The sequence below is a fragment of the Paenarthrobacter nitroguajacolicus genome (assembly GCF_051027655.1).
In the GTDB taxonomy this organism is placed as follows: Bacteria; Actinomycetota; Actinomycetes; order Actinomycetales; family Micrococcaceae; genus Arthrobacter; species Arthrobacter nitroguajacolicus.
Window position 1 is genome coordinate 1,184,004 of sequence record NZ_CP073234.1, and the last position, 24,830, is coordinate 1,208,833.

Below are 24,830 nucleotides of genomic sequence, written 5' to 3' on the forward strand. Positions count from 1 at the left end.
CGTGGCCATCACCGCAAGCTCCAATCTCACCGTCACCACTATTTCCCTGACAATGGCTGAGCTCGGCCCATTGAACCCCCTGCCGGTGGTGGCAGCCGAACTGGACCAGCCCTACACCGTGGGCGAGGGCGTGCCGGAGGAACTCCAAACCTCGGCCCGCTACGGAGTGGTGCCCAACGTTTACCCGTACCTCATGCAGGACGGCTACAGCCGCGAAGCAGCACCCAAGGAACTGCCCGCCGTCGTGCTTGAAAACAGCAAACTCAAGGTGACCGTCGTCCCTTCATTGGGTGGCCGCATCTGGGAGTTATTTGACAAAGCCACAGGCAAGCAGCTCCTGCACACCCACGATGCCCCGCAACTGGCCAACATTGCGCTGCGCAAGGCGTGGTTTGCCGGTGGGCTGGAATGGAATATCGGTACCCGTGGTCATTCGCCCACCAGTTGCGATCCGCTGCACACCGCGATTGTCCACACTCCGGACGGCAAACACATCCTGCGCATGTGGGAGTACGAGCGGCTGCGGGAAGTGGTGTTCCAGGTGGACATCTGGTTGCCTGCGGACTCGGACGTCCTTTTTGCCGCGGTCAGGCTGAGGAACCCGAACGATCACGATGTCCCCATGTATTGGTGGAGCAACGCAGCCATCCCGGAAACGGATCGTACTCGGGTCATCGCTCCGGCGGACGAGGCTTTCGGCAGTGACTACGCCACCGACATCACCCGGGTCCGGCCCACTGACCATGAAGGGTATGACGGCACGTGGCTGGTCAACAGCCCGCACGCGGCTGACTTTTTCTTCGACATCGATCCGTCCGAGCGGCGCTGGGTTGTGGCAGCGGACGACGACGGCGACGGGCTGGCGATGCTGTCCACCGGCCTCCTCCGCGGAAAGAAGCTTTTCGTCTGGGGCCAAGGACAGGGAGGAAAGCGTTGGCAGGAGTGGCTGAGCCCCGGAGCCGGACCGTACGCCGAGATCCAGGCCGGCCTCGCGCAGACGCAGTTCGAACACCTGGTGATGCCGGCCGGCGCCGAGTGGGCATGGGTTGAAGCGTACGGGAACGGGCACCTTGAGCCGCAGACCTCGCACGGTGCCGATTGGGATGCTGCGGTGGCCCACGCCAGCGAACGGTTGGAACAACTCCTGCCCCCTGAGGAACTTGAGGCAATGCTTCCCGCGGCCATCAGCAATGCCGACATCCCGCCGTCGAAAATGCTGCTGCACGGAAGCGGTTGGGGCGTTGTGGAGCGTGCCCGGCGCGACAGGTCAGGCATGGCCTGGATTGATGAAAGCGGTACACCTTTCGTGGACGAGAGCGCCACGGCGGAGCAGGAACCGTGGCTTGGGCTGCTGCATGGAAAAGAGTTCGACGGCGCCCCCAGTTTCGTTGCGGGGGCGGACTGGGAAGACTTGCTGGCCGGGCAAGACAGTGCGGAGGCAAAGCTTCATTTGGCCACCATGAAGCATGCGCGGCAGGACCTGGGCGGGGCGAAGGCGCTGTATCGCGAGGTATTGGCGGCCCGCGATGTGACGCTCGGTACCAAGGCGCTCGCGCACCGTGGTTTGGGCTTGGCACTGCTTGCTGAGGGACAGGAAATGCAGGGTCTGGCTGAGCTTCGGAACGGCGTGAAGATTGACCCTTCAAACGTAGCTTTGCTCACCGAAGCCGTAACGCTCAGCAACCGACACGGTGACCCGGCCATGGCGCTGGAACTTGCGGAGATGGCACCCAAGGAGGCCGCCGCCGTCGGACGTTTGAGATTCCTGAGGGCGCTGGCGCTCGCGCGCACGGGAAACCCCGGTGGGGCGGCTGCCATCCTTCGCGAGGGCGTTGAGATTCCGGACCTCCGTGAAGGGGAAGATGCGATAGCCGCATTGTGGGAAGAGGTATGTCCGGGCGAGCCTGTCCCTGCGGCCTATCAATTCGGGATGCAGTAAAGATCTTTTCTGGTGGCGCCCGGGTGTGGCCTCCCGCACATCTCCCGCAATCTCTGAAAGCGTGTTCTTGACCATTTTTTCAGGATACAGAGGAGCACCGATTGATCCCCGAAGTAGCTGGACTCCCGCCCCTGGAGTGGACGTCGTCCGCTGGTCACGCCAATTATGACGAGACGGAGGGGACGCTGACTCTCACGGCTGCGCCCGGGGTTGACTGGACCAACGACTCCCTCGGGGGAGAACCGCAGCACGGCGCCACAGCGCTGGGGTTCAGGGCTCCGGCGGCGTTCTCGTTGTCGGCCAGGGTTCTGGTGGCCTCACCACGGACAACCTTCGACGCCGGTGTGTTGACCCTGTGGGCGGACAGCGAGCACTGGGCCAAGCTCTGCTTTGAGTATTCTCCGCAAGGGGAAGCCATGGTGGTCAGCGTGGTGACCAACAGCTATTCCGACGATTCCAACGGGCCTGTGGTGACTGCCCCGTGGGTTTACCTGCGGGTCAGCCGGGTGGGTCCAGCGTGGGCTTTCCACTCGTCACCGGATGGCCGGGAGTGGTCCTTTGTCCGGCTGTTCAGGTTGGATACGGAGAAACCTGTGCACGTCGGGTTCATGTCGCAAGCCCCAATGGGGGAGAGCTGCGAGGCGCGTTTTGACACCATCGAATTGACGGAAGAACCTCCGGCGGACCTCCGCGACGGAAACTAGCGGCGCGCCAACGCAGGCCAATCGCGGGCCACGCGGGTGGAACGGCAAGCCTGTGGATATCCAGATGCTTGGATAAGCCAAACAAGGTAAGTTGGCATGGTGATTCCCTCCGTAAAAACTGCCATTGACCGTGCCCCCGGAGTCTCCAAGGAGATCGAGGACGCAGCCTGGTATGTGCTCGGTCCGGCGCTTCACGGGAGACCTTCCGCGCTGGACGGCAGGACGTTGACGTGGACCGCGGATGCGGCCGGAGAGCTTCTCGAACGGCTCGAACGCGGGGTCGAGGACTCAAAAGCCCCCATGATGACCAACCTGCGGCAGAACCTGGAAGGCGCGTCCCGGGAGGCCAAACTGCTTGCCGTGGAACTGCTGTTCCTGCAATCCCTGCCGCTCGCGCACGAGGTCAAGTCCCTCAGAGTGAAGAGGGCACGCGTCGCCGAAGCGGCGTCATGGGTTGAGCCGCCCATCGAGCTGCCGGAAGAACTCTACGAGGGGATGACGGACCACGGTGTTATCCGCGACCGTACTGCCGAATTCAACTGGACCATTTGGGATCACTTGAAGTGGCTGTGCCGTTTCGTGGCCCACGTGGACAGCCAAAGTACGGCCACCATCAACCAAGCGCTTGCGGACCCGTTGAAGTTCCACGAACTAGCCGCAGCGACGCCCGAGGATCAGCCCGCCCTTCGCCGCAGCATCGAGTACCTGGTGTGGCCGAGCTACTTTGAGCCCGTGGTGGCCGATGTTGAACGCCGGGAGATCCGGGACGCCTTCGCTTCACTCGTCGGCGGTGCCAAAGGTGACACGGACGAGGACATCACCGCGGACATTCACCGCATTCGCCTCCACTTGGACGAGCAAGCCGGGCAGCGCATCGACTGGTATTCCCGCCAACTGGTGAGTCAGTGGCGCAAGGTGGGGGATCCGGGCCGTCGTTCCTGGCTCCTGCGCACCCACCACGACAACGGTGACCTCTTGAACAGCTGGGTTGCCGAGGAAAAGGCCACTCTGGACGTGGAGCACCTGCGTACCCTCACGGCGAGCGTTACGGCTGGCGTGGTCCAGCATGCCGTGGACGAGGATTACAAGCACCTGGGCTACGTGGAACGCGAAGACACCAAGACGGCTGTTTTCGCCTTCCTGACGGTCATGAAGCCGGGCGACCTCACGCTGTACCAGCATGCCGGCCGAGTGCGCGTTGGTGTGGTTCTTGGTGAACCTGAACACCACGAGGACAACCGCCGTATCCGCCGCAAGGTCCGCTGGTTCGAGGACAGTTACGCCATCCCCGAGCTGCCTCGCCATGCCCAGCGGCAACTGTCCACGCCGGGCATCATCGTGGACGTCACCAGGGTGATCCAAGCCCTGCAGGAACTACTCCCTGTGGAGGCCGAAACCGATGGTGAGGACGAAGCTCCGCCCACCACCGTCGTCGAGGTTGTCCAGCAAGGTTTCCGGCCCTTGACGGAAGAGTTCGCGGCGTCCCTGCACATGGATCTCGAACCGCTCAAGGAGATCGCGGAACTGCTCGAAGAGAACCGCCAACTGGTCCTTTACGGTCCTCCGGGAACCGGCAAGACCTACTTGGCCAAGCACCTCGCCGCCGAGCTGGCCGGTGACCACACCGACGAACGCGTGAAGCTGGTGCAGTTCCACCCCTCGTATGCCTACGAGGACTTCTTTGAGGGCTACCGGCCGGACAAAACCGACGATGGCCAGGTGTCCTTCAAACTGGTCGCCGGGCCGTTGAGGCGTCTGGCGGAGGAAGCTGCCAAGGCCGAGAATGCGCACAAGCCGTACTTCCTGATCATCGATGAAATGAACCGCGCCAACCTGGCCAAAGTCTTCGGTGAGCTCTACTTCCTCCTGGAGTACCGGGACGATCGTATCTACCTGCAGTACAGCCCCAACGAGCCCTTCAGCCTGCCGGACAACCTCTACATCATCGGCACCATGAACACTGCCGACCGCTCCATCGCCATGATGGATGCCGCCATCCGCCGTCGTTTCGCGTTCATCGAGCTGCACCCCAAGGAGGAGCCGATCCGCGGCACCCTGCGTCGCTTCCTCGAAGCCCGCGGGCTGGACACCCTCAACGCGGACCTGCTGGACGCGCTCAATGACGCGATCGACGATTGGGACCGGGACCTGATGATCGGGCCGTCGTACTTCATGAAGAACGCGGCGCAGAACCCCACGGGACTCCGTCGTATCTGGAAGTACGAGCTCATGCCGTTGCTGGAGGAGCACTACCACGGGCAGCTGAACCGCGCGCAGCTGGAGGAACGCTTCGGCCTGGACCAGTTGCTGGGACGTCTTGCAGCCCGCTAAAGCCATCCCGCCCAGGCCGGGCCGGGCGCCCGCTTCTGCCGGCAGGGCGCCTGCCTCTGCCGGGCGGGTCATCTCCGGGCCGCGGCATATCGTCATGGACGAGCTCTCCCGTGGGGTGGTGGACAAACTCGATCCCGATTCGGCTGCGTTCATCAACACCAGCGGCCTGGCCAAGGCGTCGCCCATGGGCATGGGCCTTTACAGGATTGAGCCCATTGGCAAGGTGGGTTCAGTCCGGACCGCCTCAGTGCAGCTGGAAGTCCGTCCCAAGGATCGGCTTGGCCTCAGCCGGCTTCTTTTCCTGCTGAGTTACGCCGGGGACCAAGGCTTCCGCGACCATTCCGTGGAGGCCGTGGAGCACCCGGATTTGTGGAGCGCGCTGGCCGAATCGCTCGCTCAGCTGGCAGATAAGGCCCTGAGCCGTGGCGTCCTGCAGGGCTATCTGACCGTGGAAGAGTCCCTGCGCACCGTCAAGGGCCGCATCCGTATCTCGGACCAGATCTCCCGACGCCCGGGGATGATGGTTCCTCTGGAGGTCTCCTACGACGAATTCACGGAGGACATCGCGGAGAACCGCATCCTCCGTGCTGCCTTGGAGCGCATGGGAAAGGTTCCCGGGGTGCGGCCGGATGTCTTGAGCCGCTTGAGGCAACTCAAGGGAAAGCTCGACGCCGTTACCCGGCTTCAGTCCGGAGCGCCGCTCCCGCCGTGGCGCGCCAGCAGGATGAACCTCAGGTATCACGCCGTGCTGCGGCTATCCGAGGTCATTCTTCGGAACGCTTCCGCCGAGGCGGGCGAGGGCAAGCAACAAACCGCGTCCTTCGTGGTGGACATGGGCCAGGTGTTCGAAGAATTCGTGGGTACTGCCCTGAGGTCCGCCATGAGCGCCCACCCGGGGGAGATGCGCCTCCAGTACGGTGCCCTGCTCAATGAAGCCGTCAGGGACACCGATCGCCTGACGGTACGTCCCGACGCCGTCCACTTCCTGGGTGGCCGCCCCGTGGTGGTCTATGACTCCAAATACCAAGCAGCCTCCGACGCCGGTGCCTCCCTGAGCGCAGACCACTACCAGTTGCTGGCGTACTGCACTGCCCTCAGGGTCCCCACCGCTTGGCTCGTCTACGCGGGGGCGGGGGAAATGAAACTCCGCCGCATTCTCAACACGGACATCGACATCGTGGAGTACCCACTGGACCTGTCCCTGCCGCCGTCGGAAATCCTGGCCGCCGTAGCTGACCTGGCCGAACAATCATGGGGCGAAGTAGTACGCCAAGCTGTGGCGGGCCGGTCGGCGTCGGACTAGCCTGATAACTAAATCTTCACGGATGGAGGCATCATGGCCCGCAAGAAATCGTGGCGCGATATGACCAAAGGCCAACGGATCATGCTGGTGGTTAGTGGAGCGGTGAATATGGCCCTTTTGGGTGCTGCGCAGCGAAGCATCGGCAAGACCCCGGACGATCAGATCCGCGGCAGGAAGGCCATCTGGCGGGCGGTCTCCTTCATCAACTTCTTCGGGCCCGTCAGCTACTTCCTTTTTGGCCGCCGTCGGGATGCAGAGCATGCAGGGAAAGGCGCAGCGGCAGTAAAGAGCTGACGGTCAGGAGGGCATCTTCACCGTAAAAGTGGTGCCCTGACCGGGGACACTCTCCAGTGTGATGGTCCCTCCGTGGGCTTCAACAATGGCTTTGCTGATGGGCAGCCCCAGTCCGACACCGGGGATGGCGCTCTTGCGTACCCTGCCGGCGCGGAAGAACTTGGTGAAAGCCTCGGCCTGCTCCTGTTCGTTCATGCCCATCCCGGTGTCAGTGACCCGGCAGAAAACAAAGTCCTGCTCCTCCCAGGCAGCTACTTCCACATCCCCGCCGTCGGGGGAGTACTTGATTGCGTTGGACACCAGATTGTCAAGTACCTGCGCAATCCGTGATGAGTCAACGTGGGCTTCCAGCGCATCCGGGAGGTCCATCGACAGTCGGATTCCGGCCTTGGCCGCGCGTGGTTCTGCTGAGGTGACGCTGCCACGCACCAACTCCACCACGTCCACAGAGTGCGGCTGTATGACGATCTGGCCCGAGCGCACGGCCAGCAGGTCCGAGACGAGCGTCAGTAGCCGCTCGGCATTGCGCCTGACGATGTCGAGTTGTTTGCGGGCTCGGGCATCGAGGGTGTCCGGCTCGTCCAGGATGAGCTCGACGTAACCAAGGATGGACGTCAACGGGGTACGGAATTCGTGGGAGACATTAGCAACGAAGTCGTCCTTGGCGGCCAGCGCGTTCACCAGGTCCGTGACGTCGCTGAACACCACCACGGAACCGGCGAATTTCCCGGCGTCATCCACCATGGGGCGTGCACTCGCTGTGAAGGCCCGTTGTTCCTTTCCGGAGCCCAACCACACCAACTGGTCCGTGAACCTTTCACCCAGGACAGCACGACGCACCGGCCGCCGGTCCGCAGGCAGCGGCGTTGTCCTGTCCGTGTCGAAGATCAGCAACTGGGATTCGTTGGGGTCGTCGTTGTCCGGGGGAGTTGCCAGGGCATGCGTTTGGCGTTGGCGGCGGTTCATGAGGATGTCGTGGCCATCGCCATCCACAGCTACCACGCCAAGAGGCAGCGCTTCCATGACGGTGTTGAGGAGCCGTTCCTGTTTGGTACTGACGCTCAGCGCTTCCTTGAGTGCCTCGTCCTTCTCTTCCAGGGCGCGCTGCTGGCGGACCATGCTCAGCGTCAGGACGCTGACGGAAACTCCAATTCCCAGCATGAGGATAGGGAACAGGAGCGGCTTGGTGAAGTCCTGTTCGCTGAGGGTTCCGCGAACGAACAAGGGAACCCAGACAATCCCCAACGGTCCCAGGAAGGACATGACAATGGCGAGCTTCGGGTACAACCCTGAAGCGCACAGCCAGATGACCGGGAGTACCACCAGGACACTGAGGCCGGTGATGGATTCCACCGCTCCTTCCCGGGCGAAACCGATGGAAACCATGTCCAGGATGGGGATGGTGAGGAAGCTGGGGAAAGGTAGCCGGTGCCACGGCACAATGATGCACAGCGCTAGCAGGAGTGCCTGGCTCAGCAGGAAAATGAGGAACAGCGGATTCTCAAGTGTGGCGGGGAAATACAGCCAAACCAGGATGGCTGAAATACAGACACACACAGACAACGGCAGTTGGCTGAGGACAACGCGCATACGCAGGGTATGTTCGTGGAAAGAGCGCCTGAAAACCAACAATTTCTTCTTGTCACCAATATCCCAAGTTGAAGGGTGGGTCATGGCACATCCACCAGGGATGCGGACGAAAGTCGGTTCATGAGATCAGCCTAACCATAATGGATATACTTCTGAGGTTATCGAAGGGGCTGAGGGGCAGCGATGAGTGAAGCACGTGTGGGGCTGGTTATTGAAGATGACCAGGATATTCGCGAATTGGTACGCGTAGTTCTATCCCAGGCGGGATTTGACGTACATGTCGCGTCCACGGGATCCGCAGGTGTGACATCGGCCCGCGAGCTGAATCCGGACGTTATTACGTTGGATCTGGGCCTGCCCGATATTGATGGTTTTGAAGTAGCTCGCCAGATCCGGAAATCCTCGGATGCCTACATCATTATGTTGACGGCACGCGCCGAAGAGCTGGACACCCTCATGGGTTTGGAAGCCGGCGGCGACGACTACCTCACCAAACCTTTCCGTCCCCGGGAATTGCGCGCCCGTGTTGAAGCGATGATGCGACGCCCCCGCGCGTCGTCGGAATCCAAGAGCGTGCCGGAAGAAACGGATCCCGAAATGAGCCACAACGGGCTGGCAGTTTCTGCCGGTTCCCGCACCGCAGTCCTGAACGGCAAAGAGCTCAAGCTGACCCGCACGGAGTTCGACCTCCTGCTCGCTTTGCTGGAGACCGGACGGATAGTGCGGACCAAGGCAGACCTTGCGCGTCGCCTACGCAACGAACCATACGACGTCGGCAGTTACGTCAGTGACGCAGACGAGCGCGCCGTTGAGGTACATATGGGAAACCTGCGCAAGAAACTTGGTGACAGCATCCAGGCACCACGTTGGCTTGAGACCGTCCGCGGGGTTGGCTACCGGCTGGCTCCCTCAAGCAACAGCTGAACAAGCCCAACTGGGTCGCAGTTAAGCGCGTTATGAGCGCTCATAACGAGCACTACTGCGACCTACTTGGGTTAGCCGACGCGCAGAGGCTCTCCAGATAACGTGAAGATCTTACGAGAGTGGGGTTCCCAGCTCCCGGATCGTTGCCGGGACGAAGTGCTCGATTTCGTTGACTAGCGCGCGGAGCTCGTCCAAGTGGGCTGGGCCGGGTAGGAGCCTGATGCTGATTTCCAGCCCTGTGGCCAACCGACTCATGCAGATTGCACCCACCATGTGGCTGGATGTCTTCAGGCTAAGGACGGCATCCATGGCGTCTTCGATGTCGAGCTTTTCCAAGGCATGATGAAGCCGCTCCACACGCCACGGCAGCAGCTCTGCGTAGTTACGGATGAAGGTGCTGATGATGGCTTGGTCGCCGCCAAGCTCAGCTTGGAGTTCGGTGAGGACGGTGGGATCCACCAGGGCGTCGGTGCATTCTTCATACTCAGACACCAAACCCCTCCCGCCTCCAAACAATAGATTCACGATTCAACAGTAGGACGCGTGGAACTTGCGAAGCGCCAATTAGCCAAAGATTGATCCAATCTTGAGCGGACTCAGAGCCACTCTTGATCCCGGCCCCACAAAGTAGTGAAAAGCAGATCTGGGTGTTTCCAGGCTGCATCAGGGGAACGGGAAACAACATGGAAAGTGGTGCTCGCACGTCACCGGGCCTCATGCTCATCATCGTGGTCTGTATGACTGTCCTGCTGGGCATTGGTGGGTCGGCTGCCTTCGCACTGTGGCAGCAGAGCTCCCAAACGGCTGTCACAGATCGATCCGCGGAGTCCGCTCCGACCACCACCACCGTGCCCACCACAACTGCGCGTTAGTCCATCGCTGATTCCAGAAATTCCGTGAGCCGCTCCTCGAGCATGGATCTGTCCTTCAGCTGGCACTCCCAGACCGTGAGCACCTTCCAGCCGGCAGCTTCCAGCTGTTCCCGCTGCAGCGCGTCCCTTTCGCGGGTTCGTGTTCTCTTGGCTTCCCAGAATTCCGCGTTCGCTGCCGGGGCGTGCTGCCCTGCCTTGCACTCATGGAAATGCCAGAAACAGCCATTGACGAAAATGACCTTGCGCCGGCCCGCGAACACAAGGTCGGGGTGGCCCGGTAGTTGCGCCGTTCCGGCCTTTCCGTGGAGGCGGTACCGGTAGCCTTTCGCGTGCAGGAGCCGCCGGACCAGCAACTCCGGTTTGGTGTTCTTCCCACGGATTTTGGACATGTTGCGGCTGCGCTGCTCCCGCGTTAAAAGGTCCCGGCTCTCGCCCATGCATCAAGCCTACCCAGGCTCTACCACCACTGTTCGGGGGGCTTGGAAGGACAGCAACCGTATCCAGTCCGGGCTTGAATTCTGCAGCCGGACCCCCTTGATGGCCGCTGCTGTTTCATGAACGACGACGGCGGCCTCCAGCTCTGCGAGTTTGGCGCCGAGGCAGCGGTGGATCCCGGAGCCAAACGCCAAGCCGTAGGGTGTCGGTCCCGGGCGGTCGGTCCCGGGATGGTCAGCGTCTGCCGCCTCGGCGGCCGCTATTTCGGCCCAGGGGAATCCTTGGTTGCCGGTCAATTCCAGCAGCAGCTCCTCACCGGCCGCGATGGCTCGTCCGTCCAAATAGGTGTCCTGGATTGCCACACGCCGCCATGTGGGAACGGATGACTCGGTTGCGAGGACGTGCCGGACCAGGTCCCGTGCCTTCAGGGCCGTTGCTGCCTCACTCCACGAGATGCCCCGGGAGCCCTCGGCCAGCCGGAACAGCGTGGTGCTGATGAGTTGGGTAGTGGTCTCTTGCCCCGCGATCAGGAGGAAGTAGCCCAGGGAGCAGATCTCCGGTGTGCTCAGACCGTGGCGGGCCAGCGCGTTGAAGAGGTTGGGTTGCGCTGACGCGCCTGATTCCGCCGATGCCACGAACTCCACAACCAGTTCCCTCAACCAGCGGTAGAAATCCGCGGCGCTGTGTGCCAATTCGAGTTGCCGGTCAGCATCCGGCCAACCCCAGAACAGTTCCAGGGAGTCCAGGCTCCAGGACTTCAACGCCGGGAGGTCACGCACGGGCAGCCCCAACATCTCGAGCATGATGACAGCCGGGGGATTTGCGGCGACGGCCTGCACCAGGTCCACGCTTCCCCCAGAGGCCAGACGCTGCGCGGCCCGGGCTGCCGATTCCCGGGCCAAGCCCCGAATACGTGGCTCCATTGCCGCCACTCTTGCCGGGGTGAAGAATCCCGCCACCACTTTTCGAATCCCGGCATGGGTCTCGGTATCGTTGCTCGCAAGGATCGGCGGCAGCGCAAACCGGGCCTTCTGCAATATGCGCAGCGCCTGTCCGCTCAAGGGAGTTACCGCCAGCAGGGCATTGGCCGGACTGAAGTCCTGGGGTCTGTGCAGCACTTCCCTCACAGTGTCGGGGTTCCGCAATACCCGGTAAGGACAGCGGCGGGTTTCGGGAAGTCCCGCTTCGGCAGGCATCGCCGCGCTCATACCGGCAACCCTTCAAGCCATTCGCCTGCATGAGAGCGGAAATCGGTCGGATCCAGTCCGGAGGCACCGTCAGGAACCGCACCCAGGAACGGAACGGGCCAACTCCGCAGAGTCGCCCGGTTGCTGAGCTCCACCGCACCCGGCCTTGCCGGCCAGCTCCCGAGGACCACCCCCACCACCGGCAGGGTCCGGGAATCCAACGCCTCCAGGGTCAGGGCCGTATGGTTCAACGTGCCCAACGCCGGCCTGGCCACCACGGCAAATCCAGCCATGCCTCCAAGGTGCGTGCCGAGATCAGCCAGCGTTCCGCCGTCGTGGTCCAACTCCACCAGCAACCCGCCGGCGCCTTCCACCAGCACGTGGTCGTGGCGGGCGGTCAGCTCACGAATCCGATTGGCATGAACGGCGAGCGACGGCAATGTGACCTCGTCCAGTGCCGCGGCAGGGACGGGTGCCATAGGTTCTTCGAGAACGACGCCGGCTTCCGACGTCACAGGATCGGCCAACCGTGCTATCTCGGCACAGTCTGAATCACCCAGCGCATTTCCGCTCTGGCACGGCTTGTAAACGGCAACCGTCCGGCCGCGGGCATGAAGTGCGGCGGTGATGGCAGCCGTCGTGATGGTCTTGCCGACGCCGGTATCGGTACCGGTGACCAGGATGACAGGAGGCAGTTTCATGATGTTCTCTCCAGGATGCTGCGCAACGCTGCGCAGGCTTGCTCGATGTCCGCCGATGTGAGGGTGGCGCGCGCCGTCAGGCGAAGGCGGGACACCCCATCCGGGACGGACGGTGGACGGAAGCAACCCACACGGACACCGGCCTCATGTGCTGCTCGGGCTGCTGCAAGGGCAGCCTCGGCGGACGCCATGGGAATGGACTGGACTGCTCCGAGGGAACGGTCGACGGCGGTACCGGGCCTTCCCTGCGCAGCTTGCAGTCCGGTAGCCAGTGCGGCTGCATTGTGATGGACAGCCGCGGCACGCCACGGCTCGGCCGTGATGACGCCAATGGCCGCGAGCGCGGCAGCTGCCGCAGGGGGAGCCAACGCGGTGTCGAAGACGAAGCTCCTGGCCCGGTTGACCAGATGCTCCCTGAGCAACAGTGAGCCAAGCACCGCCCCGCCTTGGCTGCCGAGTGCCTTGGAAAGAGTGGCGGTGACGATGACGTTGGGATGGCCGGCCAACCTGGTTCCTGCGATGGCACCCCGCCCTGCGTTGGATCCCGAGCCCGAGACACCCAGGCTATGGGCTTCGTCAACCAGCAGCATGGCGTCATGTCCTTCCGCCAACGCCAGGAGTTCCGACAGCGGTGCCGCATCTCCGCCCACGCTATAGATGGACTCCACGGCGATGAGCGCCCGGGGCTGCGTGCGGTTGGCCAGCTTGTCCGCCGCATCCTGCACACTGTTGTGCCTGAAATTCAGCACCTCGGAGCGGCTTAACCTGAAGCCGTCGATCAGCGAGGCGTGGCATTGCTCGTCGGCCACGATCAACGTTCCCGGACCGCCGAGGGCCGTGGTGACTCCAAGATTCGCGAGGTAGCCGGAGGAAAAGACCAGCGCTGCGTCCATTCCCGTCAGTTGCGCGAGGGCGTGCTCCAACTCCACGTGCAGCTCGGTTGTACCCGCCACCAACCGGGATGATGTGGCGCCCGTGCCCCACTTCGCGATGGCTTCCCGTGCAGCCTCGGCGAGCCTGGCATCCGTGGCCAAGCCGAGATAGTCGTTGCTGGCAAGATCAACCATCCGGTCGTTCGCCACGCGCACCAACGGACTCCTCACCAGGCCCCGGCGCTCGCGGACCCGGGCCTGCTCCTCCAACCACTGGGTCATGGCGATACTCACGCAGCCACCCTTTGTTTGGAGGTTTCTTCCACTGCAGCCACCATCGCAGAAGCCATCACGCACACGTCGGTGTCGGAACTGACGTACGGCGGCATTGCGTAGATGAGGTCTCTGAAGGGGCGGACCCATACGCCGTGGTCGACGGCGGCACGTGTCACTGCGGCGACGTCCACGGGGTCCGTTAACTCAATGACTCCCACGGCACCGAAGGTGCGGACGTCAGCAACGGCGTCGAGCTTCAACGCAGGAGCCAGCCCCGCTGTGAGACCGGCACCAACGCGTGCTACGTCCGCACGCCAAGCCCCCGTTGCAAGGATGCCCAAGCTTGCGTTGGCCGCGGCGCACGCCAACGGGTTGGCCATGAAGGTGGGCCCGTGCAGGAGTGCCCCCGCTTCGCCGGCGGAAACCGTGCGGGCTACCTCGCCCGTACATAGCGTCGCAGCGAGGGTGAGGTAGCCGCCGGTGAGCGCCTTACCAACACACAGAATGTCGGGGACAACGCCGGAGTGTTGCGCGGCAAAGAGTTCACCGGTTCGCCCGAAGCCAGTGGCGATCTCGTCCAGGATCAGCAACCATCCGTGGTGGTCCGCAATATCGCGCAGGGTCCGCACGCACTCGGCCGGGTAGATGAACATGCCGCCGGCGCCTTGCAGCATCGGCTCCACGATGATCGCCGCGAGCTCGTTGGAGTGCAGTCTGGCCAGCTCTTCCACTTCTGCCCGCCATTCTGCGATGGCTGCTGTGGTGACTGTTGCAGCGGCAGGCGGGCGCGGTGCAAACACGTTGCGCGCCAGCAGCCCGGGGAAGGACGAATGCATGCCGTCCACAGGATCGCAGACGCCCATGGCCGCGAACGTGTCCCCGTGGTAACCGCCCCGAATGGTGAGGAAACGCTGCCGTTTGGGCCGGCCGCCCGCCGTTTGGAACTGCACAGCCATCTTGAGGGCGACCTCCACGGAGATGGAACCGGAATCAGCCAGGAACACGCGCTCCAAACGGCGGCCCGGTTCAGCCGGTGCCATGGCCAGCAGGCTTTCCGCGAGCTCAACAGCAGGTTGATGCGTCAGCCCGCCGAACATCACGTGGCTGAAGCTGCTGAGTTGGCGTCGGATGGCGGCGTCCATGACCGGGTTCCGGTAGCCGTGGATCACCGACCACCACGACGACATCGCATCCGGCACCTCATGCGTCCGCCCCTGCTCGTCGCGCAGCCGCAGCGCCACGCCGTCGGCCGCTTCCACTTCCCACAGCGGCAACGTGGACGAAGCCGGCGCGTACGGGTGCCACAACGTAGCCCGGTCCCGCCCGATCAGCGAGCTCATGACGCCAACCTTCCGTGCCGGGAACAGTCAGCGGTCCACCCCAAAGGCGTGACCTGCACTTTCATGCGGCGGCGGCACTGCGGGCAAAAACGCGGCGGCTCCATCGCCAGGCGCTGCCGGCAGCTGCGGTGGGCGTCCGACGTCGGGCCGTCACCGCCGCCGTTGCCGGCGCCGCCGTTGCCGTCACCGCCGCAGTGCCCGCAAAACTGCTGGGAGACTGCGGTGGTCACAGCGACTTCTGGAATTCCTTGATGGGCATGTTGAGCTCCACCAGGAGGTTGAGGTCGGCGTTTGCCGGCCGGCCCAGAGTAGTGAGGTAGTTGCCCACAATGACGGCGTTGATGCCACCGAGCAGGCCCTCGCGGGTGCCGAGGTCGCCGAGGGTCAGTTCACGCCCGCCGGCATAACGCAGTACCGTGCGCGGCATGGCGAGCCGGAATGCGGCGATGGCACGGAGGGCGTCTTTGCCGTCCATGATGCCTTGGTTCTCCAGCGGTGTGCCGGGGCGTGGGTTGAGGAAGTTAAGGGGGACTTCGTGGGGTTCGAGGGCAGCGAGTTGGGCTGCAAGTTCAGCCCGCTGCGCCACAGATTCGCCCATTCCGATCAGCGCACCGCAGCACAGTTCCATCCCGGCAGCCTTCACCATGGCGCAGGTTTCCAGGCGTTCCTCGTAGCTGTGCGTGGTCACGACTTCAGGGAAGAAGCTGCGGGCCGTTTCAAGGTTGTGGTTGTAGCGGTGGACACCCCACTCGGCCAACTGGTCCACTTGGCGTTGCGTCAGCATGCCCAGGGAGCAAGCGATGTTGATGTCCACTTCCTCCCTGATGCGGTCGATCGCGAACTTGATCTGGTTCATGAGCTTGATGTCGGGGCCACGGACTGCGGCGACGATGCAAAACTCGGTGGCACCCGTTGCCGCGGTTTCCTTCGCGGCCTTGACCAACTCCGGGATATCCAGCCACACACCGCGGACGGGGGAGTCGAACAAGCCGGATTGGCTGCAGAAATGGCAGTCCTCGGGGCAGCCGCCGGTTTTGATGGAGATGATCCCTTCCACTTCCACGTCCTCGCCGCAGTGCTTGAGGCGAACCTCATGGGCGAGTTGCAGGGCCGCGGGGATGGCCTCGTCCGGCAGCTCGAGGATTTCTTTGAGTTGAGACTCGTTCAGGCCTTCGCCGCGTTCGAGGACCTGCTCGCGGGCGGTGTCCAGGATGGCGTAGGTGCCGGTTTCATGGGCTTCTTCTGTTGCTTGGGTGGTCATGTCCTTGACGGTATCCGCGCTGGTTGAAGGCGATTTTGTGGAGTGCGTACAAACCCTGGTGCTTGATTTTGGTGGTGGGTGCGCGGGGCGGCTGATGCAGAAGTTACAGCTGTGAAACATGGACGTGACTGAATTGACGCGCTGCGTGACTAGCGTCGGGGGCGAGGCAAAGTCCCCGACGAAAGCGACCACGCATGAGCGACGACAAGACGAGTACCGCAACACTGGAGCCGACGACGGCGGCAGGAACCGCCGTCGGAACCGGTACTTCAGGTGTCCCGACGGCAGGCAACGCCGACGCGATGAGTGCCGCGAAGGAGAGCCTGGAGGACTACACGCTCCGGTTCGCCCCGCGTTCCTACCGGAAGTGGAGTGCCGGGGTTGTGGCAACGAGTGCGCTGGGTGGCATTGCGTACTTGGCCGACTTCTCGATCGGCGCGAATATCGGCATTGCCTACGGAACCGTGAACGCGATCTTCGGCATCATCGTGGCCGCGGTCATCATCTTCGCTACGGGTTTCCCGCTGGCCTACTATGCCGCACGGTACAACATCGATCTGGACCTGATCACCCGCGGCTCAGGGTTTGGCTATTACGGCTCGGTGGTCACCAACATCATCTTCGCCACCTTCACGTTCATCTTCTTCGCCCTTGAAGGATCCATCATGGCCCAAGGCCTGCAGTTGGGTCTGGGCATCCCGCAGTGGATCGGTTATGCGGTGTCCACCATCATCATCATTCCGCTCGTGATTTACGGTATGAAGACCTTGGCTACCTTGCAGGTGTGGACTACGCCCCTGTGGCTGCTGCTCATGGTGGTTCCGGTGGGCTACCTGCTCCTGTCCCACCCCGAAAGCATTGATGCCTTCTTCGCGTTCACCGGTGCTTCCGGCGAGGGCGGCCCCAACCTGGCTTCGGTGATGCTGGCCGCTGGTGTCTGCCTGTCCCTGATGGCGCAAATCGCTGAGCAAATCGACTACCTTCGTTTCATGCCGCCCAAGACGGCCGAAAACAAGGGCGCTTGGTGGCGCGCGGTGATCCTTGCCGGACCGGGTTGGGTCATCTTCGGCGCCATCAAGCAGATCATTGGATTGTTCATCGCGATCTACCTCATCGCCAAGCTTGATCCCTCGGCAGCCGCTTCCGCGAATGAGCCTGTCCACCAGTTCCTTGGTGTTTACGAAGAAATGATGCCGGCGTGGCTCGCCATGACCTTGGCCGTGGTGCTGGTGGTCATTTCGCAGATCAAGATCAACGTCACCAACGCCTACTCCGGCTCGTTGGCGTGGACCAACTCCTTCACGCGCATCACCAAGACCTACCCGGGCCGCATGGTGTTCGTAGTGGTCAACCTGGTCATCGCACTGATCCTGATGGAGTCGAATATGTTCGAGTTCCTCAACACGATCCTGGGTTTCTACGCCAACTGCGCCATGGCATGGGTTGTCACGGTGGCCTCCGATATCGCCATCAACAAGTACCTGCTGAAGATCTCGCCCAAGGTTCCGGAGTTCCGCCGCGGGATGCTCTACGCAGTGAATCCCGTGGGTTTCGTGTCCATGCTTGCCTCCGCGGCGGTGTCCATCGCAGTGTTCTTTGGGGCGTTCGGCGCAGCTGTCCAGCCGTTCTCGCCCATCTTCGCGGTTGGCCTGGCCTTGGTGCTGCCGCCGGTGCTGGCTTTGCTGACCAAGGGCCGTTACTACCTTCGCAGGACCGACGACGGAATCGACCTCCCGATGTTCGATGCCGACGGAAACCCCAGCGACGCCAAGCTGCTTTGCCATGTCACCGGGCTTGAGTTCGAACGCCCGGACATGCTCCGCTCAGCCCAGGACGGGCCCGACGGCGAACCCCAATACATCTCGTCCCTCGCCTTGTCCACGGATAAGTCGGGCGAGCTGGTGCTGCCGGCGCAAAAGTAGCCCCGCCTGGCCCAAGTAGGTAACAGCAAACGTCCCATTGAGCGCTCAAACCGACATGTGCTGTCACCTAGTTGGGTGCACGCAGAACGCCCCGGCTTCCTTTGGGAGGCCGGGGCGTTCCGCGCGTGTTTCTTGCTGCGGGCTTACTTGTCGAAGGCGTCCTTCGCGGTGTCCTTCACGTTCTCGCCCGCCTGCTTGGTCTTGGCAGCCGCCTGGTCAGCGACACCTTCGGCCTGCAGTTTCTCGTTATTGGTGGCGTCACCCAAGGCTTCCTTCGCCTTGCCGGTGACTTCCTGTGCCTTGTTGCTGATCTTGTCTCCGAGTCCCATGGGCCCTCCTTCGATGTAATCCAACACTGACGATTGCTACGCTAACGAGCGATTCTGGATACTTCCTGAACGGCCCGCCCAGCAAGGGAGCCGTCTACATCATCCCGGGGGGTCAGGGCTTGAGCACTACTTTGATGCAGCCGTCCTGCTTCTTCTGGAACTTCTCGTAGAGCGCGGGGGCGTCATCCAGTCCTCCCGTGTGGGTGACCAGATGCATGACCCCCAGCGGATCGGCGTCGTCCTCTACCAAGGGGAGCAGATCGTCGGTCCAGCTGCGCACATTGCATTGGCCCATGCGGAGCTGGATTTGCTTGTCGAACATGGTCATGAGCGGCATGGGATCGGCTTGGCCGCCGTAGACGCCGCTTAAGGAAACCGTCCCACCGCGTCGCACCAGGTCCACGGCTGTGTGGAGCGCCGCAAGCCGGTCAACGCTCATGGTTTCCATGGCCACCTGTGCAGGTTTGTCCGGCAACAACGAGACGGCCCGGTGAAGGAAGGATGCCACGGGGGATCCGTGAGCTTCCATGCCCACAGCGTCCACCACGGAGTCGGGGCCGCGGCCGAGTGTCTGCTCGCGGATCTCGTCGGCCACGTGGGAGCTGTAGTCCATGGTCTCTATGCCATGGGTCTCCGCCATTGCTCGACGTTCGGGAACGGGATCCACGCCGATCACCCGGAAACCCTTGTGGGCCCCGATCCTTGCGACGAACTGGCCCACCGGGCCCAGCCCGAGCACGGCAAGCGTGCCACCGGCCGGCACATTCGCGTACTCCACTGCCTGCCATGCTGTGGGCAGGATGTCTGAGAGAAACAAGTAGCGCTCGTCCGGTGCGTCCGAGTCGATTTTGACGGGTCCGTAATCCGCGAAGGGAACGCGCAGGTATTGCGCCTGTCCGCCCGGAACGGAGCCGTACAGTTCTGAATAGCCGAAAAGTGCCGCCCCTGATCCTTTTGCTGTCACTTGTGTGGTTTCGCATTGCGATTGAAGGCCTAGGTTGCACATGTAGCAATGACCGCAGGAGATGTTGAACGGCACCACCACGCGGTCGCCCTTTTTGAGCCGGTGGACTCCGGAGCCTACTTCTTCCACGATTCCCATGGGCTCGTGCCCGATGACATCGCCCTTGTGCATGTACGGGCCCAGCACTTCGTAAAGGTGAAGGTCTGAGCCGCAAATGGCCGTGGACGTGATCCGGACGATCGCGTCCGTGGGTTCCTGGATGGCGGGATCGGGTACGTCTTCGACGCTGACGGAGCGCCGGCCTTGCCATGTCACTGCTTTCACGATTGATTCTCCCTGCGTTTCGGCTGGGTGGGTCCCTCCCTGCTGGAGACCCTCCCAGCGAAGCAGAGATGGTAGAGGTGCACAAGGCTGCCAGCCTCGACACCACCAGGGGGCAGGCTTAGATTGAGGCTATGAGCGAAGAACTGAGCGAAACTGAACAGACGCCCTCCAAAGCCTCGGAACCCGAGGTGCCTGCCGCCGTCGAGAATGACAACGATGCCGCGGGCACGGGTGACTTCACCACCGGGCTGGACCCAACCTTCATCCCGGACGAAAGTGCTGAGACGCCGGAAGAGAAGCGCGCCAGGGAGCATCCGGAAGCCACCGGAAGCTGAAACTAGTAAGTAGCCTGACTATGAGTGTTAACATGGTTGGAGGGAGAGTTTTCGGGCAGAGCTGACCGAGGAGTGATCGCATTGTCCATCATGAAGAATCCGCTGGTTCCCGGAGATGCGTCGCGTCTCCAGGCGGAAGCGCTCAGTTGCACCAAGTGCCAGTCCAGCGATCGCCTGAACTTGGAAACCATCGAATCAATCGAGCCGCACGCGGGTGAATTGATGGTCTGGGTTTCGTACACTTGCCTGGCCTGCGAGGCTTCACGTGCCCACAGGGCGGCGTTCCGTGACGTTGCCACGGTTCTCAATCGCAACGGAAGCGTGTCCGGGTTGCTCCAATTCGGGGGGATGTACTTTCACTGCGGCGAGCCCATGGCCTTCGCCCAATCGTCGGCGCGGAGCGTATACGCCCCCATGACAACCGAGGACGTGGATGATGGCCTGCTGGATGTCTACCTGAAGACCCGCGTTATTCAATGCCGGTGTGGCTTCAGGATGGAGCTGCCCGCCTGAGAATACGGAATCGTTTCGAGGTGGCCCCATCGGGGTACACCTGAGGTACCAACCACAGCGTGGGCCACGAGCGGCGCCCACAGAAGCCGCTCACCAGGGAGGTAATCCACATGGATACAGGACAACTGGTACTTATTATTGTGCTGGCCGTCATCGTCATAGCCGCTGTGATTGTGGCTGTTGTTGTTGGGCGCCGCAAAAAGGCCGAGGTCAACCGTCACCGTGCCGAGGAGCTGCGTGAGAAGGCGGCTGAAGAAGCCATCGGTGCACACCAGGCGAAAGCTGAATCAGCACAGGCGGAGGCGGCCGCGCTGCAGGCAGAAGTCGAGGCGAATCGACTCCGTAAGGACGCGGAACGCCACGCCGAGAAGGCCAACGAAGCCCACGGACGCGTCGAGGAACACCTTCGCCATGCCGACAAACTTGACCCGAATGCGAATCCGGACCGGTCAAATGCTGCCGACAGGAGCAGGGGTGGGGAGATGGACCGCGATCGTCCGGCGGACGCAGATCGCTCACGCGAAGTAGACCGCTCGCAGGACGCGGACCGCGATCGCTCCCATGTCGCCGAGGGAGAGCGTCTCACCCGGGACCGCAGCGGGCGCGAGGGCTCAACACGCGATGGTGACAGGAACCTATAGTTTCAACGGAGAAGCGGAGGCAGGAAGTGAGTATCGTGGTGAGGCGAACAGGTCAGGCGATGCGGGCCACTGAGACGAATGCCCACAGGCATGCAGTTGACGTGGTATTGGGGCACTTGGGCGAAATCGGGCCGGCTGTGGCAGCCCTGCGCCGCGAATCCTCGAGGCTTGCAGAGTGGGGCGAAGAACTGGCCCGTGTCAGGTTGCGTGGTGGGAGTGTTTTCGCGGCAGGAAGCGACGGATCCTCACACGAAGCGCAGAGGTTCACTTCAGAATTGAACGCCCACGATCCTGTGAGCGGGTCTGGGTTCAAAGCCATCTCCATCACCAAGGGCGCGGCCGGTTCCAACGGCTCTTCCGGAAGCATGGGCGACCAGGTTTCCAAACAGGTTCGCCAGGGTGACATCGTGGTCTTGCTCGCCGCGAAAGGTATCACCGACGAACTCCGGGAAGCTGCCGCCGCCGCTAAGTCGCGGGGTGCGCGTGTGTGGGCGCTGACTGGCAAGGAGTCCAAGGACCTGGCCCAGTCGGTGAATGAAGCCATTTGCATCGACACCGATCCGCCACATGCCGAGGAAGCACACCTCGTGGCGGTGCTGGCGCTTTGCGAGTGCTTCGAGGACGCCCTCAAGCACATCAAGCCGGAGTGATACGGGACGCTGGAGGAGGCCCGCGATTAGCATCCAGTGTGATGTCCGGCTCATCAGGAATAGTTGCAGACGCCATGCAGTTGGGCAGGATGAACCTGTTTCATTCTGAAAGGAACTGCGCATGCTGTTTTCCCCACTGGCCCTCGGCGAACTTGAACTTTCCAACCGACTGGTGATGGCCCCTTTGACCCGGCTCCGCGCGGGTCAGAACGGCGTGCCAGGTTCATTGATCGCCGAACATTACCGCCAGCGGGCCTCCCTCGGCCTGATCGTCAGCGAAGGAACGTACCCGACGCTTGCAGGCCAGTCGTACCCGGGACAGCCGGGCCTCGTAACAGAGGAGCAAATCGCTGGCTGGAAGAAGGCCACCGACGCTGTTCACGCTGAGGGCGGCCGCATCTTCGCGCAGATCATGCACGGTGGCCGGGTCTCGCACGCAGACATCACCGGCGGACACGAGATCGTTGGCCCCAGCGCTGTCGCGATTGACGGCGAGGTCCGCACCCCCAACGGTAAGCAGCCCTACCCGGTACCGCGTGAACTCCGCACCGACGAACTCCCGGCAGTCATCCAGGAGATCGTCACCGCCTCCAAGAACGCGATTGAGGCAGGTTTCGACGGCGTAGAGCTCCACTCCGCCAACGGTTACCTCCTGCACGAATTCCTGGCCCCGAATTCCAACGTCCGTACGGACAGCTACGGCGGCTCACCGGAAAACCGTGCGCGCTTCGTCATCGAGACCGTTAACGCAGTAGTCGAGGCACTCGGCGCCAACCGCGTGGGCATCCGCATCTCCCCGGAGCACAACGTCCAGGGCATTGCCGAAATTGATCCCGCCGACGTCCGCGCAACCTACGAGGTTTTGGTGGAAACCATCGCTCCACTGAACCTGGCCTACCTGAGCATCCTTCACCACGACCCCAAGAGCGAGTTGGTGCAGGACCTCCGCGAGCGTTTCAACGGCACGTTCCTGGTGAACACCGGCTTCAGCGAAATCACTACCCGCGATGAAGCATTCGCGATCATCGAAGACGGCCTCGCCGACGCCGTGGTGGTTGGTCGCCCTGCCATCGCCAACCCGGATCTCGCCCGCCGCTGGCGTGAAAGCCTGCCGCTCAACGAGCCGGATGCTTCCACCTTCTACGCCGACGGCGCCGAGGGTTACACCGACTACCCGTTCTACGCGAACTAAAGCTATACAAAATTCCGACGTCGGCACTCGCCTGAGTGCCGACGTCGTGCGTTCCTATAGGATTTGTGGCATGGCTGATCCTTCCTCGACTGTTGCCCGCGCCGGCTTTCCTGTCAGCCGGCAAGTGCTGGCCGACCATGTTTACGAGGCCCTCTTGGAGTGGCTCATGGATGGTCGGCTGGAGCCAGGAGCAGCAGTCAGCATTGACGGAATGGCGAGGGAACTCGACGTTTCGCCGACTCCTGTACGGGAGGCGTTGGCCCGTTTGGAGCACACAGGCATGGTGCGGCGTGTTGCCCTGAAGGGCTATCGGGTGGCTCCGGTCTTCACGCGAGAGGACTTCGCTGAGCTCATGGAAGCGCGTTTGTCCATTGAGCCGGTGAACGCGCGGTTGGCCTGTTCGCGTATGACGCCCGATGGCCTCGACGCATTGAAGCAAGCCGTGGAGGACCTCAAGACGGCTCCGCGGGGCGGTACCTTCGCTGAGTATCGCAGTTACCTCGAGGCAGATGAACGCTTCCATCAGCTCATCGCCGCGCAGGCCAACAATCAATTCCTGCTCGCGGCCTACAACACCTTGGGCGGCCAGATTCAGCGCTTCCGATTGTTTGGGGGAGTGGGTATCACTGACGCCGAACAAGCAATTGCCGAGCATCAGGCAGTGCTCGATGCCATGACCAGCGGCGATTCGGAGAAGGCCGCGGCCATGATGGTGGATCACGTCGAAAAAGTACGCGGCCGGGCGATGGCGGACGCTCCGGAGGACTAATTCCGGCGCCCTCGCCTGCAACCACAAAGCGCAATCCGTGACCCCCTTCACACGCATATGTATGACATATAGGATCTAGGAAGTTTCGCAAAAGGGTTGACAGCTTCACTCGGTTCGTAAATCCTATAGGAAACAGGATTCCACGAAGGAGTGATCATCATGGCGTACACCGCCGAGACTTGGCCCATCACCGCGGCCCTCCTGCAGTTCCCCGGCACCGATGCCGCAGGACAGCACGTCAACGACGCCGACGCTTCGGTCTGGGCGTCCGTCCTCCAGGAAGTGAAAGAGGCTGGGTTCGCGAACGCAGACCTCACGGACAGCTGGGTCCGCCCGGGCGACCTCAGCAAGGAACGCCTCGTGGAGTTCAAGCAGACGGCCGACGAAGTGGGAATCGGCGTCCCCGTCATCTCCGCCATTCGCCGCAGCGTCATCCACGCCACGGATTGGGCCGACAACCTCGCCTACAGCCACCGCACCATCGACGCCGCTGCAGAGCTTGGCTGCGAAGTAGTCTCCTTCGGCCTCCACCAGGCAATCACCCCCGAACAGCAGAAGCAGCTGTGGTTCTGGACCGTCGAGGGTTACAAGGATCCCGTGGGAGACAAGGAAGCGTGGGGCAACGCAGTTTCCCGGATCCGTGAACTCGGAAAGCACGCAGCGGAAGCCGGCATCCTCATCTCCTTGGAAATGTACGAGGACACCTACCTCGGCACCGCTGATTCCTCCGTGCAACTGGTCCAGGACATCGGCTTGGACAACGTTGGCCTGAACCCGGACCTCGGCAACCTGATCCGCCTGCACCGGCCTATCGAGGACTGGCACGAGATGGTGGCGAAGACCCTGCCGTACTCCAACTACTGGCACATGAAGAACTACATCCGCGACGAAGATGTGGCCCGCGACAGCTACATCACCATGCCGGCCCCCATGGAAAGCGGGCTCATCAACTACCGCGAGGCCTTCAAGTTTGCGCTTTCCGTCGGCTTCCAAGGCATCCTCTGCACAGAGCACTACGGCGGCGATGGCTTGAGCGTCACGGCCAGCAACCAGGACTACCTCCGCCGCCATGTCCTGCCGAAGGCCGAAGGCTACGAACTCGGCACCAGCCAGGTAGCCCAAGGACGCCAGGTACCGGCAACCCAGCTCGCGGGAGTCTAGG

Annotated in this window: 26 protein-coding genes; 15 read left to right on the forward strand and 11 right to left on the reverse strand. The window is 62.5% G+C overall.

The genetic code is table 11. The features are described 5' to 3' along the window. The first annotated feature begins 1 nt into the window (after position 1). From KCX59_RS05940 to KCX59_RS05960, 5 genes are all read left to right on the forward strand, one after another. Positions 2 to 1,939, forward strand: a complete 1,938-nt coding sequence (locus KCX59_RS05940) for a DUF5107 domain-containing protein (protein ID WP_370629207.1) — start codon at positions 2 to 4, stop codon at positions 1,937 to 1,939. A 101-nt stretch (positions 1,940 to 2,040) separates the two neighbouring features. Next, positions 2,041 to 2,643, forward strand: coding sequence for a DUF1349 domain-containing protein (locus KCX59_RS05945; RefSeq protein WP_179018156.1), 603 nt, complete (start codon positions 2,041 to 2,043; stop codon positions 2,641 to 2,643). Positions 2,644 to 2,739: 96 nt separating this feature from the next. Beyond that, on the forward strand, positions 2,740 to 4,974 hold the full coding sequence (locus tag KCX59_RS05950) for an McrB family protein (RefSeq protein WP_178994342.1): 2,235 nt from the start codon (positions 2,740 to 2,742) through the stop codon (positions 4,972 to 4,974). Between the two features lie 94 nt (positions 4,975 to 5,068). Continuing rightward, positions 5,069 to 6,277, forward strand: a complete 1,209-nt coding sequence (locus KCX59_RS05955; RefSeq protein ID WP_178994344.1) for a 5-methylcytosine restriction system specificity protein McrC — start codon at positions 5,069 to 5,071, stop codon at positions 6,275 to 6,277. Between the two features lie 33 nt (positions 6,278 to 6,310). Next, positions 6,311 to 6,571 carry a PLDc N-terminal domain-containing protein gene (locus tag KCX59_RS05960; RefSeq protein WP_178994346.1) on the forward strand — a complete coding sequence of 87 codons (261 nt, stop codon included), beginning with the start codon at positions 6,311 to 6,313 and terminating at the stop codon, positions 6,569 to 6,571. A gap of 3 nt (positions 6,572 to 6,574) precedes the next feature. On the opposite strand, the gene KCX59_RS05965 is transcribed toward KCX59_RS05960, so the two are convergent. Continuing rightward, the gene (locus tag KCX59_RS05965; RefSeq protein WP_178994347.1) at positions 6,575 to 8,245 is read right to left on the reverse strand and encodes a sensor histidine kinase; all 1,671 of its coding nucleotides are present in this window, start codon (positions 8,243 to 8,245) and stop codon (positions 6,575 to 6,577) included. A gap of 99 nt (positions 8,246 to 8,344) precedes the next feature. Between KCX59_RS05965 and KCX59_RS05970 the strand changes: the two genes are divergently transcribed. Beyond that, positions 8,345 to 9,085, forward strand: coding sequence for a response regulator transcription factor (locus KCX59_RS05970; protein ID WP_179018157.1), 741 nt, complete (start codon positions 8,345 to 8,347; stop codon positions 9,083 to 9,085). 111 nt (positions 9,086 to 9,196) lie between these two features. Here KCX59_RS05970 and KCX59_RS05975 read toward each other — a convergent pair whose 3' ends face one another. Further along, complete coding sequence (locus KCX59_RS05975; RefSeq protein ID WP_179018158.1) at positions 9,197 to 9,577, reverse strand: Hpt domain-containing protein; 381 nt, start codon at positions 9,575 to 9,577, stop codon at positions 9,197 to 9,199. A gap of 191 nt (positions 9,578 to 9,768) precedes the next feature. Here KCX59_RS05975 and KCX59_RS05980 point away from each other — a divergent pair, with 191 nt between their 5' ends. Beyond that, positions 9,769 to 9,957 (forward strand): hypothetical protein, encoded by a 189-nt coding sequence (locus KCX59_RS05980; RefSeq protein ID WP_178994235.1) that lies wholly within the window; start codon positions 9,769 to 9,771, stop codon positions 9,955 to 9,957. Here the strand turns inward: KCX59_RS05980 and KCX59_RS05985 are convergent. The 7 genes from KCX59_RS05985 to bioB are packed head-to-tail and all read right to left on the reverse strand — an operon-like array spanning position 9,954 to position 16,029. Beyond that, complete coding sequence (locus tag KCX59_RS05985) at positions 9,954 to 10,394, reverse strand: very short patch repair endonuclease (protein WP_179018159.1); 441 nt, start codon at positions 10,392 to 10,394, stop codon at positions 9,954 to 9,956. The genes KCX59_RS05980 and KCX59_RS05985 overlap by 4 nt on opposite strands. A gap of 9 nt (positions 10,395 to 10,403) precedes the next feature. Further along, complete coding sequence (locus tag KCX59_RS05990) at positions 10,404 to 11,600, reverse strand: cytochrome P450 (RefSeq protein WP_179018160.1); 1,197 nt, start codon at positions 11,598 to 11,600, stop codon at positions 10,404 to 10,406. Continuing rightward, positions 11,597 to 12,280 (reverse strand): dethiobiotin synthase, encoded by a 684-nt coding sequence (gene bioD / locus KCX59_RS05995; RefSeq protein ID WP_179018161.1) that lies wholly within the window; start codon positions 12,278 to 12,280, stop codon positions 11,597 to 11,599. Before bioD ends, KCX59_RS05990 begins: the two co-directional genes overlap by 4 nt. Next, positions 12,277 to 13,434, reverse strand: coding sequence for an 8-amino-7-oxononanoate synthase (locus tag KCX59_RS06000; protein ID WP_179018187.1), 1,158 nt, complete (start codon positions 13,432 to 13,434; stop codon positions 12,277 to 12,279). Before KCX59_RS06000 ends, bioD begins: the two co-directional genes overlap by 4 nt. A gap of 8 nt (positions 13,435 to 13,442) precedes the next feature. Then, complete coding sequence (locus KCX59_RS06005; protein ID WP_179018162.1) at positions 13,443 to 14,768, reverse strand: adenosylmethionine--8-amino-7-oxononanoate transaminase; 1,326 nt, start codon at positions 14,766 to 14,768, stop codon at positions 13,443 to 13,445. Further along, a complete protein-coding gene (locus KCX59_RS06010) occupies positions 14,765 to 14,998 on the reverse strand; it encodes a hypothetical protein (protein ID WP_179018163.1) in 234 nt (77 codons plus the stop codon). The genes KCX59_RS06005 and KCX59_RS06010 overlap by 4 nt, the downstream gene beginning before the upstream one ends. Further along, a complete protein-coding gene (gene bioB / locus KCX59_RS06015; RefSeq protein ID WP_179018164.1) occupies positions 14,995 to 16,029 on the reverse strand; it encodes a biotin synthase BioB in 1,035 nt (344 codons plus the stop codon). Before bioB ends, KCX59_RS06010 begins: the two co-directional genes overlap by 4 nt. Positions 16,030 to 16,223: 194 nt before the next feature. On the opposite strand from bioB, the gene KCX59_RS06020 reads away from it, so the two are divergent. Further along, positions 16,224 to 17,951, forward strand: a complete 1,728-nt coding sequence (locus KCX59_RS06020; protein ID WP_179018165.1) for a purine-cytosine permease family protein — start codon at positions 16,224 to 16,226, stop codon at positions 17,949 to 17,951. Between the two features lie 143 nt (positions 17,952 to 18,094). On the opposite strand, the gene KCX59_RS06025 is transcribed toward KCX59_RS06020, so the two are convergent. Further along, positions 18,095 to 18,280, reverse strand: a complete 186-nt coding sequence (locus tag KCX59_RS06025; RefSeq protein WP_026005342.1) for a CsbD family protein — start codon at positions 18,278 to 18,280, stop codon at positions 18,095 to 18,097. Between the two features lie 112 nt (positions 18,281 to 18,392). Continuing rightward, the gene (locus tag KCX59_RS06030; protein ID WP_179018166.1) at positions 18,393 to 19,568 is read right to left on the reverse strand and encodes a zinc-dependent alcohol dehydrogenase; all 1,176 of its coding nucleotides are present in this window, start codon (positions 19,566 to 19,568) and stop codon (positions 18,393 to 18,395) included. A gap of 131 nt (positions 19,569 to 19,699) precedes the next feature. On the opposite strand from KCX59_RS06030, the gene KCX59_RS06035 reads away from it, so the two are divergent. The 7 genes from KCX59_RS06035 (at position 19,700) to KCX59_RS06065 (ending at position 24,829) form a co-directional block, all read left to right on the forward strand. Then, a complete protein-coding gene (locus KCX59_RS06035; protein WP_178994369.1) occupies positions 19,700 to 19,903 on the forward strand; it encodes a hypothetical protein in 204 nt (67 codons plus the stop codon). Between the two features lie 90 nt (positions 19,904 to 19,993). Continuing rightward, positions 19,994 to 20,416, forward strand: coding sequence for a hypothetical protein (locus KCX59_RS06040; RefSeq protein ID WP_218649503.1), 423 nt, complete (start codon positions 19,994 to 19,996; stop codon positions 20,414 to 20,416). A 110-nt stretch (positions 20,417 to 20,526) separates the two neighbouring features. Beyond that, on the forward strand, positions 20,527 to 21,057 hold the full coding sequence (locus tag KCX59_RS06045; RefSeq protein WP_178994373.1) for a hypothetical protein: 531 nt from the start codon (positions 20,527 to 20,529) through the stop codon (positions 21,055 to 21,057). Between the two features lie 26 nt (positions 21,058 to 21,083). Next, complete coding sequence (locus tag KCX59_RS06050; protein WP_370629208.1) at positions 21,084 to 21,707, forward strand: SIS domain-containing protein; 624 nt, start codon at positions 21,084 to 21,086, stop codon at positions 21,705 to 21,707. Between the two features lie 121 nt (positions 21,708 to 21,828). Next, positions 21,829 to 22,899: an alkene reductase gene (locus KCX59_RS06055; RefSeq protein WP_179018167.1), complete on the forward strand. Its 1,071-nt coding sequence runs from the start codon at positions 21,829 to 21,831 to the stop codon at positions 22,897 to 22,899. 70 nt (positions 22,900 to 22,969) lie between these two features. Beyond that, positions 22,970 to 23,668: a GntR family transcriptional regulator gene (locus KCX59_RS06060; protein WP_178994377.1), complete on the forward strand. Its 699-nt coding sequence runs from the start codon at positions 22,970 to 22,972 to the stop codon at positions 23,666 to 23,668. Positions 23,669 to 23,827: 159 nt separating this feature from the next. Next, positions 23,828 to 24,829 (forward strand): sugar phosphate isomerase/epimerase family protein, encoded by a 1,002-nt coding sequence (locus KCX59_RS06065; protein WP_179018168.1) that lies wholly within the window; start codon positions 23,828 to 23,830, stop codon positions 24,827 to 24,829. Position 24,830 lies beyond the last annotated feature (1 nt).

Excerpts from the sequence above, each read along its gene's own strand:
- KCX59_RS05950 (WP_178994342.1), top strand. The coding sequence starts at position 2,740 with ATGGTGATTCCCTCCGTAAAAACTGCCATTGACCGTGCCCCCGGAGTC.
- KCX59_RS05955 (WP_178994344.1), top strand. The coding sequence starts at position 5,069 with ATGGACGAGCTCTCCCGTGGGGTGGTGGACAAACTCGATCCCGATTCG.
- KCX59_RS05960 (WP_178994346.1), top strand. The coding sequence starts at position 6,311 with ATGGCCCGCAAGAAATCGTGGCGCGATATGACCAAAGGCCAACGGATC.
- KCX59_RS05965 (WP_178994347.1), bottom strand. The coding sequence starts at position 8,245 with ATGACCCACCCTTCAACTTGGGATATTGGTGACAAGAAGAAATTGTTG.
- KCX59_RS05970 (WP_179018157.1), top strand. The coding sequence starts at position 8,345 with ATGAGTGAAGCACGTGTGGGGCTGGTTATTGAAGATGACCAGGATATT.
- KCX59_RS05980 (WP_178994235.1), top strand. The coding sequence starts at position 9,769 with ATGGAAAGTGGTGCTCGCACGTCACCGGGCCTCATGCTCATCATCGTG.
- KCX59_RS05985 (WP_179018159.1), bottom strand. The coding sequence starts at position 10,394 with ATGGGCGAGAGCCGGGACCTTTTAACGCGGGAGCAGCGCAGCCGCAAC.
- KCX59_RS05990 (WP_179018160.1), bottom strand. The coding sequence starts at position 11,600 with ATGAGCGCGGCGATGCCTGCCGAAGCGGGACTTCCCGAAACCCGCCGC.
- bioD (WP_179018161.1), bottom strand. The coding sequence starts at position 12,280 with ATGAAACTGCCTCCTGTCATCCTGGTCACCGGTACCGATACCGGCGTC.
- KCX59_RS06000 (WP_179018187.1), bottom strand. The coding sequence starts at position 13,434 with ATGACCCAGTGGTTGGAGGAGCAGGCCCGGGTCCGCGAGCGCCGGGGC.
- KCX59_RS06005 (WP_179018162.1), bottom strand. The coding sequence starts at position 14,768 with ATGAGCTCGCTGATCGGGCGGGACCGGGCTACGTTGTGGCACCCGTAC.
- bioB (WP_179018164.1), bottom strand. The coding sequence starts at position 16,029 with ATGACCACCCAAGCAACAGAAGAAGCCCATGAAACCGGCACCTACGCC.
- KCX59_RS06020 (WP_179018165.1), top strand. The coding sequence starts at position 16,224 with ATGAGCGACGACAAGACGAGTACCGCAACACTGGAGCCGACGACGGCG.
- KCX59_RS06025 (WP_026005342.1), bottom strand. The coding sequence starts at position 18,280 with ATGGGACTCGGAGACAAGATCAGCAACAAGGCACAGGAAGTCACCGGC.
- KCX59_RS06035 (WP_178994369.1), top strand. The coding sequence starts at position 19,700 with ATGAGCGAAGAACTGAGCGAAACTGAACAGACGCCCTCCAAAGCCTCG.
- KCX59_RS06040 (WP_218649503.1), top strand. The coding sequence starts at position 19,994 with ATGAAGAATCCGCTGGTTCCCGGAGATGCGTCGCGTCTCCAGGCGGAA.
- KCX59_RS06045 (WP_178994373.1), top strand. The coding sequence starts at position 20,527 with ATGGATACAGGACAACTGGTACTTATTATTGTGCTGGCCGTCATCGTC.
- KCX59_RS06055 (WP_179018167.1), top strand. The coding sequence starts at position 21,829 with ATGCTGTTTTCCCCACTGGCCCTCGGCGAACTTGAACTTTCCAACCGA.
- KCX59_RS06060 (WP_178994377.1), top strand. The coding sequence starts at position 22,970 with ATGGCTGATCCTTCCTCGACTGTTGCCCGCGCCGGCTTTCCTGTCAGC.
- KCX59_RS06065 (WP_179018168.1), top strand. The coding sequence starts at position 23,828 with ATGGCGTACACCGCCGAGACTTGGCCCATCACCGCGGCCCTCCTGCAG.